15 protein-coding genes and 1 tRNA gene are annotated in these 13,863 nt (G+C 37.7%); 8 read left to right on the top strand and 8 right to left on the bottom strand.

The features are described from left to right. Positions 1–56: 56 nt before the first annotated feature. Positions 57–350 (bottom strand): DUF3593 domain-containing protein, encoded by a 294-nt coding sequence (locus AN486_RS18350; RefSeq protein ID WP_168636315.1) that lies wholly within the window; start codon positions 348–350, stop codon positions 57–59. After that, positions 347–682, bottom strand: a complete 336-nt coding sequence (locus AN486_RS18345; protein WP_015083349.1) for a DUF2499 domain-containing protein — start codon at positions 680–682, stop codon at positions 347–349. The genes AN486_RS18350 and AN486_RS18345 overlap by 4 nt, the downstream gene beginning before the upstream one ends. Before the next feature lie 26 nt (positions 683–708). Between AN486_RS18345 and csaB the strand changes: the two genes are divergently transcribed. The 4 genes from csaB to AN486_RS18325 all read left to right on the top strand — a co-directional run bounded on the left by csaB (position 709) and on the right by AN486_RS18325 (position 4,957). Then, entirely contained in the window at positions 709–1,755 is a 1,047-nt protein-coding gene (gene csaB, locus AN486_RS18340) for a polysaccharide pyruvyl transferase CsaB (RefSeq protein WP_290601945.1), read from the top strand. A 227-nt stretch (positions 1,756–1,982) separates the two neighbouring features. Next, a complete protein-coding gene (locus AN486_RS18335; protein WP_168636314.1) occupies positions 1,983–2,669 on the top strand; it encodes a C40 family peptidase in 687 nt (228 codons plus the stop codon). A 45-nt stretch (positions 2,670–2,714) separates the two neighbouring features. Then, the gene (locus AN486_RS18330; RefSeq protein WP_290601943.1) at positions 2,715–3,689 is read left to right on the top strand and encodes a glycosyltransferase family 2 protein; all 975 of its coding nucleotides are present in this window, start codon (positions 2,715–2,717) and stop codon (positions 3,687–3,689) included. A 44-nt stretch (positions 3,690–3,733) separates the two neighbouring features. Then, entirely contained in the window at positions 3,734–4,957 is a 1,224-nt protein-coding gene (locus tag AN486_RS18325; RefSeq protein WP_053537828.1) for an MFS transporter, read from the top strand. A gap of 86 nt (positions 4,958–5,043) precedes the next feature. Here AN486_RS18325 and AN486_RS18320 read toward each other — a convergent pair whose 3' ends face one another. Beyond that, entirely contained in the window at positions 5,044–6,324 is a 1,281-nt protein-coding gene (locus AN486_RS18320; protein WP_235335429.1) for a transposase, read from the bottom strand. 88 nt (positions 6,325–6,412) lie between these two features. Between AN486_RS18320 and tnpA the strand changes: the two genes are divergently transcribed. Beyond that, entirely contained in the window at positions 6,413–6,814 is a 402-nt protein-coding gene (gene tnpA / locus AN486_RS18315; RefSeq protein ID WP_039204987.1) for an IS200/IS605 family transposase, read from the top strand. Positions 6,815–6,962: 148 nt separating this feature from the next. Here the strand turns inward: tnpA and AN486_RS18310 are convergent. Continuing rightward, a tRNA-Arg gene (locus tag AN486_RS18310) sits at positions 6,963–7,036 on the bottom strand. A 37-nt stretch (positions 7,037–7,073) separates the two neighbouring features. Between AN486_RS18310 and moaC the strand changes: the two genes are divergently transcribed. The 3 genes from moaC to AN486_RS18295 all read left to right on the top strand — a co-directional run bounded on the left by moaC (position 7,074) and on the right by AN486_RS18295 (position 8,510). Next, the gene (moaC, locus tag AN486_RS18305) at positions 7,074–7,568 is read left to right on the top strand and encodes a cyclic pyranopterin monophosphate synthase MoaC (RefSeq protein WP_039200083.1); all 495 of its coding nucleotides are present in this window, start codon (positions 7,074–7,076) and stop codon (positions 7,566–7,568) included. Positions 7,569–7,664: 96 nt separating this feature from the next. Next, positions 7,665–7,976, top strand: a complete 312-nt coding sequence (locus AN486_RS18300) for a DUF1778 domain-containing protein (RefSeq protein ID WP_039200081.1) — start codon at positions 7,665–7,667, stop codon at positions 7,974–7,976. Further along, on the top strand, positions 7,977–8,510 hold the full coding sequence (locus tag AN486_RS18295; protein WP_053537831.1) for a GNAT family N-acetyltransferase: 534 nt from the start codon (positions 7,977–7,979) through the stop codon (positions 8,508–8,510). It begins immediately after the preceding gene. A gap of 6 nt (positions 8,511–8,516) precedes the next feature. Here AN486_RS18295 and purU read toward each other — a convergent pair whose 3' ends face one another. The 4 genes from purU to AN486_RS18275 all read right to left on the bottom strand — a co-directional run bounded on the left by purU (position 8,517) and on the right by AN486_RS18275 (position 13,833). Beyond that, positions 8,517–9,371, bottom strand: a complete 855-nt coding sequence (purU, locus tag AN486_RS18290; RefSeq protein ID WP_027403777.1) for a formyltetrahydrofolate deformylase — start codon at positions 9,369–9,371, stop codon at positions 8,517–8,519. A 302-nt stretch (positions 9,372–9,673) separates the two neighbouring features. Further along, positions 9,674–10,282: a DUF4340 domain-containing protein gene (locus tag AN486_RS18285; protein ID WP_190383541.1), complete on the bottom strand. Its 609-nt coding sequence runs from the start codon at positions 10,280–10,282 to the stop codon at positions 9,674–9,676. 24 nt (positions 10,283–10,306) lie between these two features. Continuing rightward, complete coding sequence (gene pabB, locus AN486_RS18280; RefSeq protein WP_053537833.1) at positions 10,307–12,046, bottom strand: aminodeoxychorismate synthase component I; 1,740 nt, start codon at positions 12,044–12,046, stop codon at positions 10,307–10,309. Then, positions 12,043–13,833, bottom strand: coding sequence for a Gldg family protein (locus tag AN486_RS18275; RefSeq protein WP_290601934.1), 1,791 nt, complete (start codon positions 13,831–13,833; stop codon positions 12,043–12,045). The genes pabB and AN486_RS18275 overlap by 4 nt, the downstream gene beginning before the upstream one ends. Between the last annotated feature and the right edge of the window lie 30 nt (positions 13,834–13,863).

Below are 13,863 nucleotides of genomic sequence, written 5' to 3'. Positions count from 1 at the left end.
AACAATAATTTTTTTCTCACGCAAAGGCGCAAAGGCGCAAAGAAGAAAGACTGAGTTTAATTTTTGCTTTTTAATTCTTGTACTGCTTGGCGAAAACCTAAGACTAGTAAGATGTTAGCAAGGGTTAAAAAGACTTCTGCGCTGCCATGTAACCAGTCTACGTTGGCTAGTTGTTCTCCGTACTGGACTTTGGCGTAAATGGCGGCGGGGATGGTGATGGCGACAAATACCAATGTGCCGTAAAATCCATATAGGGCTAAACGTGGCATTTGTGGACTGCGGCTGATAAACCACAAGAAACCCAGATAGGGAAACAGAGAGAGGGCAAAGAGGGTTTCTTTTGATATCATTGTTCTGATTTGATAGATTGTGTCTCAATGGGGCTTGTAGACTTGGTAGAACGCCAAATTAGATAAGCTGCTGCCCAGAGAGTAAAGTTACCAACTAATGTCATGGTAGCTTGTAGGGTGACTAACCATTCTAATGATTCGGAATTGTCGAAATAATGCCAAGTACAAGCACACATTGCGCTAATTAAAGCTGGTAACATGGCAAAGGATAATCCCCACCAACTCCGATTTTCTGTAAGTTCACCGTATATCCAAATTAGCCAAATTGCGGCTATCCACTCAATGACGCTAGAAATATGAATTATCCAGGTGGGAATCGAAAGGGCGTGCATAATTAATCTAAAATCTAAAATTTAAAATGGGGAAAATGCGGGTTTTATTGTCTGGGTATTACGGTAAGGGTAATGGTGGTGATGAAGCTTTGTTAGCCACACTTCTGCAAATGCTACCACTTGATGTTACTCCTGTGGTGCTTTCTGGAAATCCTGAAGAAACTCATCGGCATTATGGTGTGGAATGTTACAACCGCATGGCGATTTTCTCAGTCTTAAAGGCTTTGCGTTCTTGTGATGCTTTTGTTTGGGGTGGTGGTAGTTTAATTCAAGATGCTACCAGTCTGATTAGCCCTTTTTATTATGGGGGATTGATGGCTTTAGCTCAAGTTATGGGTTTGAAAACTGTGGCTTGGGGACAGGGTATAGGTCCTTTGTTGCATTTCCAAACTCGTTGGTTAGCAAAGGGGAATTTTGCAGGTTGTACTCAAGTGAGTGTGCGCGATCGCTCCAGTTCTCGGTTATTATCAGATTGGAGTATACCCCATATCCTTGCCCCTGACCCGGTTTGGGCATTGGAATCGAAGCCAGTCCCGGAATTAGTAGATTTACCAAAACCCAGAATTGCAGTTACTTTAAGAAATCATCCTCAATTGACAGAAAATAGGTTAGCAAATTTAACTCAAGCTTTAGTTAATTTGCAAAAAGAAACCCAAGCTTTTATTTTATTATTACCATTTCAAAAAAGCGAAGATCTAGGAATTGCGGAAAAGATTCACACTCAATTACCAGATGTGAGTAGAGTTCTTTGTTCCGAAGATCCACAAATTTTAAAAGGTGTATTTCGCGGTGTGGAAATGTCCATAGGAATGCGTCTCCATAGTTTAATTATGGCAGCTAGTGAAGGTTCTCGTTGTTTTGCATTAAGTTATGATCCCAAAGTCAACCGATTAATGGAAGATTTAGAAATACCTGGTTGGGATTTAAAGGATTTACCAGATGATGTAGATTTAATCAGTAAAATTTGGATTGATTATTATAATAATGGTGTGGCTTTGTCACCTCATAAAATTCAATCCTTAGTAAATGAGGCTTTTTTACATCGGGATTTATTAAAGAAAGTGTTACCATAAAAAGCGATTTATACTATCATGTGAAACCTGTTCATCCTTAAATCCTGATAGCGTTCACGTAGTATGCTGGAGGCACCAGACATAGCGTGGCGTAAGTAGGTGAACACAATAAAACCAAACTGTGTAAAGAAACGTAAAATCGCCCAAACCCTCTTCACTCTTGCCTCTTGCCTCTTGCCTCTTGCCTCTTGCCATAACGACAATTTTCAACGCCAACCTACTTACTTATGTCAATAAACCTAATAATTCCCCATTCCCCAACAGCAGAATATTTCTGTAACACCAACCTAAATATCTATGATTCCCCTAAATGTATCCGTTTAGCTACCCAAGCCGCCACCGGACGACATTTACAAATAACATCAAATCATCCAGATACAGCAGTTGCAGTATGTTTATGTGAAGATGACTATCCAGGATGGTTATCACTTCAAGATTTGCAATTTCTTCAACCAACAGAAACAATATATCAACCTCAATTCATCTCAACCGCAGAAATTCAACAGCACATACCCACAGTTATCGCTTTTACCCAAGCAGCAAAAGCAGAAGATAATTATTACCTTTGGGGTGGCACAGTCGCACCTAATTATGATTGTTCGGGTTTAATGCAAGCAGCATTTAAATCTGTGGGTGTGTGGCTACCGAGAGACGCTTATCAACAAGAAGCTTTTACCCAAGCAATTGATATTACTGAATTACAACCAGGGGATTTAATCTTTTTTGGAACTCCTGAAAAAGCTACTCATGTAGGATTATATTTGGGTAATAATTGCTATATTCACAGTTCAGGAAAAGAACAAGGACGCAACGGTATTGGTATTGACCAACTTTCGGAACAGGGAAACAAAGTTAGTCAGGCTTATTATCAACAGTTACGCGGCGCTGGGAGAGTTGTGAAAAGTTATGAATGAACCACATTTTTGTCTCTAATTAAATCAAGACTACTTAATATCCTTATGACCAATTACCAATCACCAAGTTTAGATGTATCCGTAGTTGTCCCAATTAAAGATGAGGTCGAAAGTTTACCTTTATTACTAGAAGCCATTTCTACGACTCTCACCACTAGTAAGTTGAATTATGAGATTATTTGTGTAGATGATGGTTCTAGTGATGGTACAGCGGAATTTCTCAAGGAACAAGCGCAAATTCGCACTGATTTAAAAGCGGTGATTTTGCGACGTAATTATGGACAAACTGCGGCTATGTCTGCGGGTTTTAATTATGCTACAGCTAGAGTAATTGTGACTTTAGACGCTGATTTGCAAAATGATCCCGCTGATATTCCCATGTTATTAGCAAAGCTGGAGGAGGGTTATGATTTAGTTAGTGGTTGGCGGCAAAATCGCCAAGATGGGGCATTAAATCGGTTGCTTCCTTCTAAAATCGCTAATTGGTTAATTCGTGGGGCTACTAGCGTCTATATTCATGATTATGGTTGTTCTCTGAAAGCTTATCGGTCTGAATTGGTGGCAGATATGAATCTTTATGGAGAACTACACCGCTTCTTACCTGCTTTGGCATATATCGAAGGGGCAAGAATTACAGAAGTACCTGTACGTCATCATGCGCGGCGGTTTGGACAAAGTAAGTATGGGATATCACGGACTTTCCGGGTATTGATGGATTTATTAACTATTCTATTTATGAAGAAGTTTCTCACCCGTCCCATGCACGTTTTTGGCTTGTTGGGATTGATTTCCATGATTGCTGGTGGGGGAATAGGTATATATTTAACTTTCGTCAAATTGGCTTTTCATGTAGATATTGGTAGCCGTCCTTTGTTGATTTTGGCAGTGTTGCTGTTAGTAACAGGAGTCCAGTTATTTTGCTTCGGTCTTTTGGCAGAATTACTGATGCGAACTTATCATGAATCTCAAGGACGACCAATCTATCGGGTGCGAGAAGTTGTGGCAAAAAATGTTAAGTAACGTAACAATAGAGAAATAATACTTTTAGCATTATTGCATCTGCCGTGAAAGCCTTTGATACTTTTGACGCTAATCTGCGAAAAAACCTGCTCATGTTATTTGCAGCGGGTCTGTTTTTCTGGTCAGGTTTGGCTTCATTATTGCCTACCCTACCCTTATATATTGAACATATTGGTGCAAGCAAACAAGAAATTGGCATTGTCATGGGTAGCTTTGCCATTGGGATGTTGCTATGTCGCCCGTCAATGGGTGCTTTAGCAGATATTCGGGGTCGTAAAATAGTATTATTGATTGGAATGTCCGCAGCAGCGATCGCTCCTTTGGGATATTTATGTGTAAAATCAATTATTCCCCTCATGGTAATTCGTGCCTTTCATGGCATTAGTATCGCCGCTTTTGCCACAGCTTACATTGCCCTAGTCAGCGATTTAGCACCAGAACACCGTCGCGGTGAAGTCGTTGGTTACATGAGTTTGGTGAATCCTTTAGGTGTGGGAATAGGTCCGGCTATAGGTGGGTTTTTACAAGCAAGTGCTGGTTATACCCCATTATTTCTCTCATCTGCGGCTTTATGTTCCTTGGGTTTATTATGTATCATCCCCATTATTAATCCACCAATTGCCACCAAACCAACTAACAGTAAAAATGATAACTTTTGGCAAATATTAACTAGTCATCGGGTGCGGATTCCCGCTATCGTCTTACTCCTGAGTGGTTTGACTTTAGGTAGTTTGCATACTTTCATCTCCCTATTTATTAAATCAACCGGAGTTGATTTAAATCCAGGTTTATTTTTTACTGCGGCGGCTGTCTCCAGTTTTAGTTGTAGATTATTTACTGGTAAAGCTTCTGATAGATATGGAAGGGGTTTATTTGTCACCATGAGTTTGATAGCTTATACATTCTCTGTCATCTGCATTTGGCAAGCAAATAACTCTTTCATGTTCTTATTGGGAGCATTCATGGAAGGTGCTGCTTCTGGTACACTTATCCCCATGATTTCTGTATTGATGACAGATAGGGCTTTACCCTACGAACGCGGGAGAATATTTGGTGCTTCCTTAATGGGATTTGATATCGGTTTAGCGATCGCAGGTCCAATTTTTGGTACATTTGCCGAAACACTTGGTTATCGAAATATGTTTGGTTTGACTACAGGTTTAACAGTCATTGCCATGATCATCTTCCTCACCCAGTCTAGCCGCAATATTCCTCAATCTCTGCGTTTTGCCCTTGGTCGCACAGAAGATATCTATGCCGTCAAATAACCGTAGGGGCGCAGGGCCTGCGCCCTTCCATATCCTGCACTGTTGACACTCTCAGGGCTAAAGCCGCTGAGATTCTGCGGACAGAATTAATTTAATTTAATTCTCGCTACGATTGCCAAAGATCGTCTACTGAGTTGATCAAGTGATAGACTCAACCTTCCCGATACTTTTCTTAAAATATTAGCTGCTCCGTTCAAATCTGCATTTACGAATGAACCATCGCCCGATTCATACAATCCACGCTTAACACGCTTTCCTGATGCTTTCCACCCTTCTGGCTTTTCGCCATACTTAGGTAGGGAGTCTCCATCTAGAAAACTAGCTTTTGACGTATATGCTTCTTCAGTTTCTTGAAATCTAATACCGTGCAATTCACAGAGTTGTCTTAATCTATCTTTAAGTTTACCCAATGGCATTTGGACAAACTTTTGATTGTTAATTCTCCCCATATTAGCGTTGGATTTAAACCCCTCGTTCCAGCCGATAACTAATGTACCAATACCATATTTTAAGCAATGGTCAATAATTAGTTTCGCTGCTTTATTAATACCATCACGCATCTGATGGTTACGTTTACGGGTTACACGGTCTAACCAAGCATCCCAATAAGCTTCTGATTTCCCCTCTTTTTTTGTTGATATTTTCTTGTTCCAAAGCTGATTCATGGCTTTCATTGACCGGGCATCAATCAATAGGGAATTACCCAATGTATCAACACAAGCCGCTAAATTATCAGCCGTTCCCAAGTCAATAGATAGAGCTTGATTAATGTCTAAATCATGCTGTTGTTTCTCAACTTCGTAAGACATCTCTAGATAAAAAGCACCGTTTTTAGGTAGGATAGTAAACTCCTTAACATGAGCTATATCTAAATTTGACGGCATCGGTAGAAAAAATTCAGAAATTCCAAACCATCTTTTAACCGTTAGTCCCAACGAAAATCTAAGTTGTCCATTAACTAGAGTTGGTTTCTGTCCTCCACTATGAGGATAAGCAACCTTGAAAAGTTTAGAACCTGTTAGATAGCCGGGTACTTTAGGCTTAAAGTGTAATTGTCCTTTGATAAACAAAGAACGTAATTCTTTAAAAGATTTGAAGGCTTCTGTTACAGATAATAAAGTTTGTTGTGCGGGGATAGATGGCATCGATTGAGCAACCATAGTTTTAGACACTGAAGGCTCGTAAATCAAGTCGAACTTACCCGTTAACAACTTTCCAGTTTTTAAAAATGTTTGTCTAGCGAAATAAACACCACTGTTATACAGCTTCCCTGACTGCTGACAGAGATATTCTAATACTGCCTTTGTTTCATTATCGGGAGACAACAAAACCTGTTGTACTCCCATTGCTTTTTTATTTTTTGCCACCAAGTTACGATTTATGAGAAGTTGACTTCTCAAGAATAATTGATTAAGCTAGTATTGTCAATAGCTATCAAGAAAACAACAAGAGAATATGTTAACGCAAGAAGACTATAAAACCCACAACCACGTTAAATTCCTGGTTAATTACCATTTTGTTTGGATACCTAAACGACGGAAAAAAGTTTTAGTAGGAGAAATAGCAACAAGAGCGAGACAGATTTTTGCTGAACTGGCTATAGAAAAAGGTTGGGATATTTTAGCTTTAGAAGTAGCTCCAGACCATATCCACTTATTTATTAGCGTTAAGCCCACAGATACCCCACATTTAGTTATCAAGGCATTTAAAGGTCGTTCTAGCTTCTACTTGAGAAAAGAATTTCCCCAATTAAAAAAACTACCGTCTCTTTGGACAAGTAGTTATTTTATAAGCACCGCAGGGAATGTTAGTAGCGAATCCGTGAGGAGATATATTGAAGACCCGCATCACGGTTAATATAGAAAATACCAAAGCGGTTAAAACCGCTCGTGTCGCTTATATCTCAGGGCTAAAGCCGCTGAGTTTTACGCTTACCGCGAGGTCTTATAATTATCAAAAATGCACAAACTCCAAAAAAGGAACTTGTGCATTTAAAATCAGATAATGGGCGAGGAGGGATTCGAACCCCCGACACCGTGGTTCGTAGCCACGTGCTCTAGTCCACTGAGCTACACACCCTTGACTCATGAATTTCATAATAGCACATACTTTCCCAATGACGCAAGCTAATTTTCCAAATTCTTTTCCACTAACCCATTTGGATGCCCAGGGACAAGCCCAAATGGTTGATGTATCCAGCAAAGTCGCCACTGTTCGCCAAGCAGTAGCCACTGGTAAGGTACGAATGTTACCTGAGACATTCGCCGCTATTCAAGCCGGAAACACTCCCAAAGGGGACGTTTTAGCAACTGCTAGGTTAGCGGGAATCATGGCTGCTAAACAGACAGCGAATTTAATTCCTCTCTGTCACCCCTTACCGTTGCAAAAAATTACCGTTGAGATTATCCCCGATGCCCAACTACCTGGTTATCAAATTGATGCCACTGTCAAAACCAAAGCAGAAACTGGCGTGGAAATGGAAGCTTTAACAGCGGTATCTATTGCCGCTTTAACTTTATATGATATGGCTAAAGCGTTAGAAAAGTCTATTCAAATTGAGGCGATTCATTTAGTCAGTAAGACAGGTGGAAAGTCTGGAGACTGGGGATAGTTGACATTTGTTGAATAAATCAGTACACTATTATTTGTTAGGAGATTTGCCGTACACTAAAGATTTACACATCATATTTATTGTGTAGAAAGTATCATGACTCACTCAGTGGCTAGAAATAGCCCAGAAAAATCCTTGAGTTCCAAATCAGAAAGATTAGAAGCCCGTATCAGTCCACAGAATAAGGAACTGTTCCAACGGGCGGCTGATATTCAAGGGCGAACACTTACAGATTTTGTAGTTAGCAGTCTTGTCAGTGCTGCAAACCAGATTATTCAGGAAAATGAAATCATGGTTTTAAGCAGAAAAGACCAAGAAGTTTTTGTAGAAGCACTGCTTAATCCGCCAGAACCCAGTAACAAGTTACGGCTTGCGGCTCAACGCTATAAAAAGAATATGGGTGTATAAGTGCAGTTAACAGATAATTTTGATGCTTTTGAGAATTATTTAATAGAGCCGCTAGGAAAAAAGCATAACCGGGCGGCTTTTTGTTGTGGAGTTGATCAATTAGATAAATATTTCCAAAAACAAGCTGGGCAAGATGCACGTAAACGCATAGCAGCCCCATTTGTTTTAGTAGAAAAAAGTTCTGGTTTCGTCGCAGGTTATTACACACTATCATCAACAAGTATTCAAATCGGAGAATTGCCGATAGAAATTACTAAAAAACTACCAAAATATCCTCAACTTCCCGCTACTCTTTTAGGTAGATTAGCAGTTGATCAAAATCATCGTCAAAAAGGTTTAGGGGAAATGTTGTTAATGGATGCCCTATATCGTAGTTTGCAAAATGAAATTGCGACAATTGCGGTAGTTGTTGATGCCAAAGATGATAAAGCCCGTTCTTTTTATGAGCATTATCAATTCATTTGCTTTCCTGATTATTCTCATCGGCTTTTTTTGATGATGGAAACGATAGCTAAAATGATCAATTCAGATTAAATAAATTTACTCAAAAACTACAGTTCTATTGCCATAAACTAAAACGCGATTTTGTAAATGCAATCTTACCGCTCTTGCTAACACAATTCTTTCTAAATCTTTACCTTTTCTAATTAAATCATTCACCTCATCTCGATGACTTACCCGCACCACATCCTGTTCAATAATTGGTCCTGCATCTAAGTCAGCAGTGGCATAATGGGCTGTTGCTCCAATAATTTTCACACCTCTTTCAAAGGCGCGATGATAGGGATTAGCCCCAATAAATGCAGGTAAAAATGAATGATGAATATTAATAATTTGCGGGAATTTCTCAATGAAATCTGCACTAACTATTTGCATATATTTTGCCAAGACAACTAAATCAATTTTGTATTCATGCAGTAATTCTAGTTGTTTAGCTTCCTGTTCTTGTTTATTTTCTTTAGTAATTGGTAAGTAATGGTAATCAATACCGAATTGTTCAACTATCGGTTGTAAGTCAGGGTGATTACTCATAATTAAAGGAATCTCTGCATGAAATTCTTTAGCACGATGTCTCCAAATTAAATCAAATAAACAATGATCTTGACGACTTACCCAAATAGCAATGCGGGGAAGAGTATCAGAAAAGTGTAATTCCCATTTTGCATTTAAAGGTTGAGCGATCGCATTAAAAGCAGGAGTAATTACATCTTTGGGTAAATTAAACCCTTTTAACTGCCACTCTATCCGCGTTAGAAATAGTCCAGCTTCAAAATCTGTATGTTGATCTGCATGAGTAATATTACCACCATTAGCATAGATAAAATTGGCAAATTTTGCTACCAATCCCCGTTGATCTGGACAAGAAATTAATAAAGTTGCTGTTTGTTTTGTCATTGGAGTTTTTAAAGGTTAGATGTTAGGTAAATTTTCTCGTTTCTCGTTTTCTCGTTCCCATTCTCGTTTCTCGTTTCTCGTTCCCATACTCTGTATGGGAATGAATTCTAGAAGGCTCTGCCTTCAATAACAGCAGAGGCTCTGCCTTTCTCGTTTTCTCGTTCCCATACTCTGTATGGGAATGAATTCTAGAAGGCTCTGCCTTCAATAACAGTAGAGGCAGAGCCTCTGTAGTGACATTCCCAGCCAGAGACTGGGAACGAGATAATTTTTGTAGAGACGTTACATAGAACGTCTCTACATTATTTATTTGGAGAAGTTGGGGAAGGAAGACTAGGTAATGGCTGTACATCAATCTTTTCTGCTATTTGTTTCCATTCAGATATATCTCGATTAACTGCATTCACAAAATCCTTAGAAACTAACAATAAATTCATATTTTTGTTACCATCAGCTTGAGCATATAAAAATTGATTATTAAAATCACCTTTACCTAAAATCAATTGATGGCTTTGTTTATTTTTTAGTTTAACATCAATAGTAGCTACAGGTTTATCCAGACCAAATTCTGATAATTCAGTGGGTGAAACTGATACTGTTCTTTCACTTTTGCCCTCAACTAATAAATCCATTAAATAAGAAACAATTGCATCATTTGCTAGTGTTGATATGGGAGATTTTATTTCCCATTGGGGTTTTTCAGTTGTATTTCTTTTCTCTATTTGTAATATTGTTTCCTTAAAATTAATTGTTAAAGATTGCACATCATCAGCATTAAAAGCAAAAATTTTCTGTTTTTGGGGTTTTATTTCTGTTTGCTGATTTTTACCTTTGATTTCATGAAAGTAGACAAAACTACCTAATCCCAAGGCTAAAAGTATTAAAATTAAAGTCGTTTTTGGTAATTTCATGTTGAATATTACTAAATTATCTAATTAGTTAGAAATTAAAACCGCTTCTCGCCATTTTTGCACTGAGTTAATTATATAAATGCGATTGATATATTGTAACTGTTCAACTGCAATAATTTCTTCTCTGATTTTTCCTTTTTCAAGTAAATCAGCGCGAAAAGTACCTGCTAACAAACCGCATTTTACCGAAGGTGTCAATAATTCTCCATTCAACTCTACCACAATATTACCAATACAAGTTTCTGTGATTTCACCTCTTTCATTCCATAATAAAACATCATCACAATCAGGAAAAGCAGCTTTCGCTGTTTCATAAACTTGGCGATTAGTCGTTTTATGATACAAAAATGGATTATTAGAGTCAATGGCTGTGCAACACATACTTAGTTTAACAAATTCCTGATTATTCACAGGAGATAAAGGTATAGTTTGATATGTAATGTCACCATAATAATCTAATAACAACCGCACTTTATAAGCTTGACTTAAAAATGTTTTTGTTAATTCATCAAGTTGTTTTTTCAAACTATTGATATCAACATTAAAATTAAAGTAAATTGCTGAAGACTGCAACCTTTGTAAATGATAATCTAAAACAAAATAGCCATGATCAGGTTGCCATAATATCGTTTCTAAAAGTGAAAAATCTGGTTGATTTAAGGTGAGAACTTGGGCTTTAATTTGACATTCTTGATATTCATCACTACTTACAGAATCCCAAACAATTCCTCCTCCGACTCCATACTCAGCTTGACTATTTTCCTTATCAATTAATACAGTCCGAATAGCCACATTAAATTGCGCTTGACGGTGGGGACTAATAAATCCAATACATCCAGTATAAATGCGGCGTGGTGTATTTTCCAACTTCTGAATAATTTGCATAGTCCGGGCTTTAGGTGCGCCAGTAATAGACGCACAGGGAAACAACGCCCTCATAATTTCACTTAGGGAAGCTGTAGTTTTGGCTGTGACTGTGGATGTCATTTGCCAAACTGTGGGATATTTTTCAACATTGAATAAATGGGGAACTTTGACAGTATTAATATCAGCTATTCTTCCCATGTCATTGCGAATCATATCCACAATCATCACATTTTCAGCGCGGTTTTTTTCAGAAAAATGTAGTTGATTAGCAATATTATGATCGGTTGCTAATGTTAAACCTCTAGCTGCTGTTCCTTTCATAGGACGAGAGGTTAAATTATTACCGTCAAGATCAAAAAATAGTTCGGGGGAAGCGGAACAAATAGCAAAGTTATCAATGTCAACATAAGCCCCATAGTCGGCGTTTTGTGCTTGCACTAATTTGATAAATAATTCCCAAGTATCGCCACTAAAGGGCGCATTTAGTCGTAAGGTATAATTAACTTGATATGTTTCCCCCAAAGCAATATATTCTTTGATTTTACTAATGGCTTGATGATATTCGGCTTCACTAACTGAAGGTTTCCAATTGAGTTGATATTCTGTCGGTAAGGTTGGTTTTGGTAATTCAATAATTTCTGTTTTTTTATATAATCCAAACCAAAGTAGGGGAAATGAACTATAAGAATGGGTTTCTAGTACGGAATCAAAAGCTGTGGAAGCTTCATAACTAATGAAACCCGCTGCATACATTTGATGTTTGGCGATTAAATCATTTACAAGTTGCAATTTAGGAACAACTTGATCAATACTATCAGCTTTGATAATTTCATCAGGATTTTGAAAACAAAGCCAATGCTTGAATTTAGCATCATGAATTACTAATTTATTTTTCATCGGCGTTTCCACCAAATAATAAATCCTGTGGTTAATCCAATTAAAGGTAATACAAACACAGCAATTATTGTTAACCAGTTAGCTTGAAGAGTTGATATAACAATGCGGCGATTTTTCGGTTCTTTAGGACGAATTGAGAGAAGTTGTTGATCTTGTTGACTTAGCCAACTAACTGAGTTTAAAAATACATCTCCATTTAATTGTTGTTCAAATAAACCATCAACAGCAAAATTTGAGTTTCCAAATATTACTAATCTGGATTCTTTAGCAGTAGGTTGAGAATTTATGGAAGTTGGAATTGGTGAAGTTGTGGGAATTGGTGTTGGTGAAGTTGTGGGAATTGGTGTTGGTGAAGTTGTGGGAATTGGAATTGGTGAAGTTGTGGGAATTGGAATTGGTGAAGTTGTGGGAATTGGAATTGGTGAAGTTGTGGGAATTGGAATTGGTGAAGTTGTGGGAATTGGAATTGGTGAAGTTGTGGGAATTGGTGTTGGTGAAGTTGTGGGAATTGGTGTTGGTAAAGTTGTGGGAATTGCATTTGATAACTTTCTAGTTAATGCTACTCCTAAAGTTAAAGGTCCTTTTAAATCTTGACCTTCATTAAACTCTAATTTTTCACTTTTTTGATCACTTTCTGCCCAACTGTTGGGATAGGGTTTAGTTTTTAATAAAGCCATAGACTCGATACCAGAAACAGGATCAATTTCCAAAGAACGAGTTAAGGGATATACAGAAATATTTTTAGCAAAATCTTTAGTAATAGGATGTTGTCCATATTCTGTCACCAGAATAGCAGCGGGTCCTAGTTGTAAATTTTCGCCAGAAGTATCAATAGCCAAACGATTATCTAAGCGTATACCCCAATCTTTTAAAATAGTGTCTATTTTCGGGTCAGTATTGGGATCAATCATCAATAATAAGTTACCACCACGATTGAGATAATTTTGTAAAGCTGTAACTTCCCCTATCAATAATTCTTTTTTAGGTCCAGCGACAACTATAACAGTAGCATCATCAGGAACTTGCGGCTGTTCTGCTAAATTCAAAGCTGATGTGGTAAAGTTTTTATCGGTTAATGCTTTAATTGCTTGGGAAATTGCCCCTTTACTAGCTGTAAGTGGATGTTCACCATGACCTTGAAGAAAGTAAACTTTAGCAGTTGTGGAACTGGTAATTTGTTGTAACCTATTAGTTAATTTTATTTCTGATAAACGTTCATTTTCATTAATTATCTGGACTAATTGCCGTTTGTTTTGAAATTCTAGATAAACTTCGCCATAATCTTTGACACCAAATTTTTCGGCTATTCCTGGCTTTAATTGAGGGTCAATATACTCAAATTTAAATTTATTACTTTGACGATGATAGTTATCTAATAATTCTCTATCTTGGAGATTTTGGTCTTTACTAAATAACCAAACTTTTATGGTTTCGGGTAAGTTACTGACTAATTCTCTTGATTGAGGGGATAGGGTAAATAATTGACTATCTGTTAAATCTAGGCGCAGGTGATAGCGAATACCTAAAAAGTTAATTAATCCTAAGATAACTAATACTGATAAGGTGGCGACAAGAGCGTTAGTACCCGATTGGGTGGAACGTTTTTGCCACCATTTACTTTGTTGGCTTTGGATTATTATCCAGAGGCTACAAATTATTAAACCTAGTATTGTTAATAATAAAGGGATTATTCCCCATTTTTCTGATATTAAACCAATGGTTAAGCCGGAAGTTAAAAAGAATGGTCCTAGCCAAAATACAAGTTGCCAAAGTTTATTTTTATTCATTCTTTATAGTAGGGGGCGGGGAGAGTGGGG

The organism is Anabaena sp. AL93, assembly GCF_001672085.1.
GTDB lineage: Bacteria > Cyanobacteriota > Cyanobacteriia > Cyanobacteriales > Nostocaceae > Dolichospermum > Dolichospermum heterosporum.
Note: the sequence above shows the minus strand (reverse complement) of the source record. Positions and strands in the feature narration are given on the sequence as shown.

What these genes read in the sequence shown, in the direction of transcription:
- moaC (WP_039200083.1), top strand. Translation starts at nt 7,074, where the DNA reads ATGACGCAAGCTAATTTTCCAAATTCTTTTCCACTAACCCATTTGGAT.
- AN486_RS18300 (WP_039200081.1), top strand. Translation starts at nt 7,665, where the DNA reads ATGACTCACTCAGTGGCTAGAAATAGCCCAGAAAAATCCTTGAGTTCC.
- AN486_RS18330 (WP_290601943.1), top strand. Translation starts at nt 2,715, where the DNA reads ATGACCAATTACCAATCACCAAGTTTAGATGTATCCGTAGTTGTCCCA.
- csaB (WP_290601945.1), top strand. Translation starts at nt 709, where the DNA reads ATGGGGAAAATGCGGGTTTTATTGTCTGGGTATTACGGTAAGGGTAAT.
- AN486_RS18350 (WP_168636315.1), bottom strand. Translation starts at nt 350, where the DNA reads ATGATATCAAAAGAAACCCTCTTTGCCCTCTCTCTGTTTCCCTATCTG.
- AN486_RS18275 (WP_290601934.1), bottom strand. Translation starts at nt 13,833, where the DNA reads ATGAATAAAAATAAACTTTGGCAACTTGTATTTTGGCTAGGACCATTC.
- AN486_RS18285 (WP_190383541.1), bottom strand. Translation starts at nt 10,282, where the DNA reads ATGAAATTACCAAAAACGACTTTAATTTTAATACTTTTAGCCTTGGGA.
- AN486_RS18345 (WP_015083349.1), bottom strand. Translation starts at nt 682, where the DNA reads ATGCACGCCCTTTCGATTCCCACCTGGATAATTCATATTTCTAGCGTC.
- purU (WP_027403777.1), bottom strand. Translation starts at nt 9,371, where the DNA reads ATGACAAAACAAACAGCAACTTTATTAATTTCTTGTCCAGATCAACGG.
- tnpA (WP_039204987.1), top strand. Translation starts at nt 6,413, where the DNA reads ATGTTAACGCAAGAAGACTATAAAACCCACAACCACGTTAAATTCCTG.
- pabB (WP_053537833.1), bottom strand. Translation starts at nt 12,046, where the DNA reads ATGAAAAATAAATTAGTAATTCATGATGCTAAATTCAAGCATTGGCTT.
- AN486_RS18335 (WP_168636314.1), top strand. Translation starts at nt 1,983, where the DNA reads ATGTCAATAAACCTAATAATTCCCCATTCCCCAACAGCAGAATATTTC.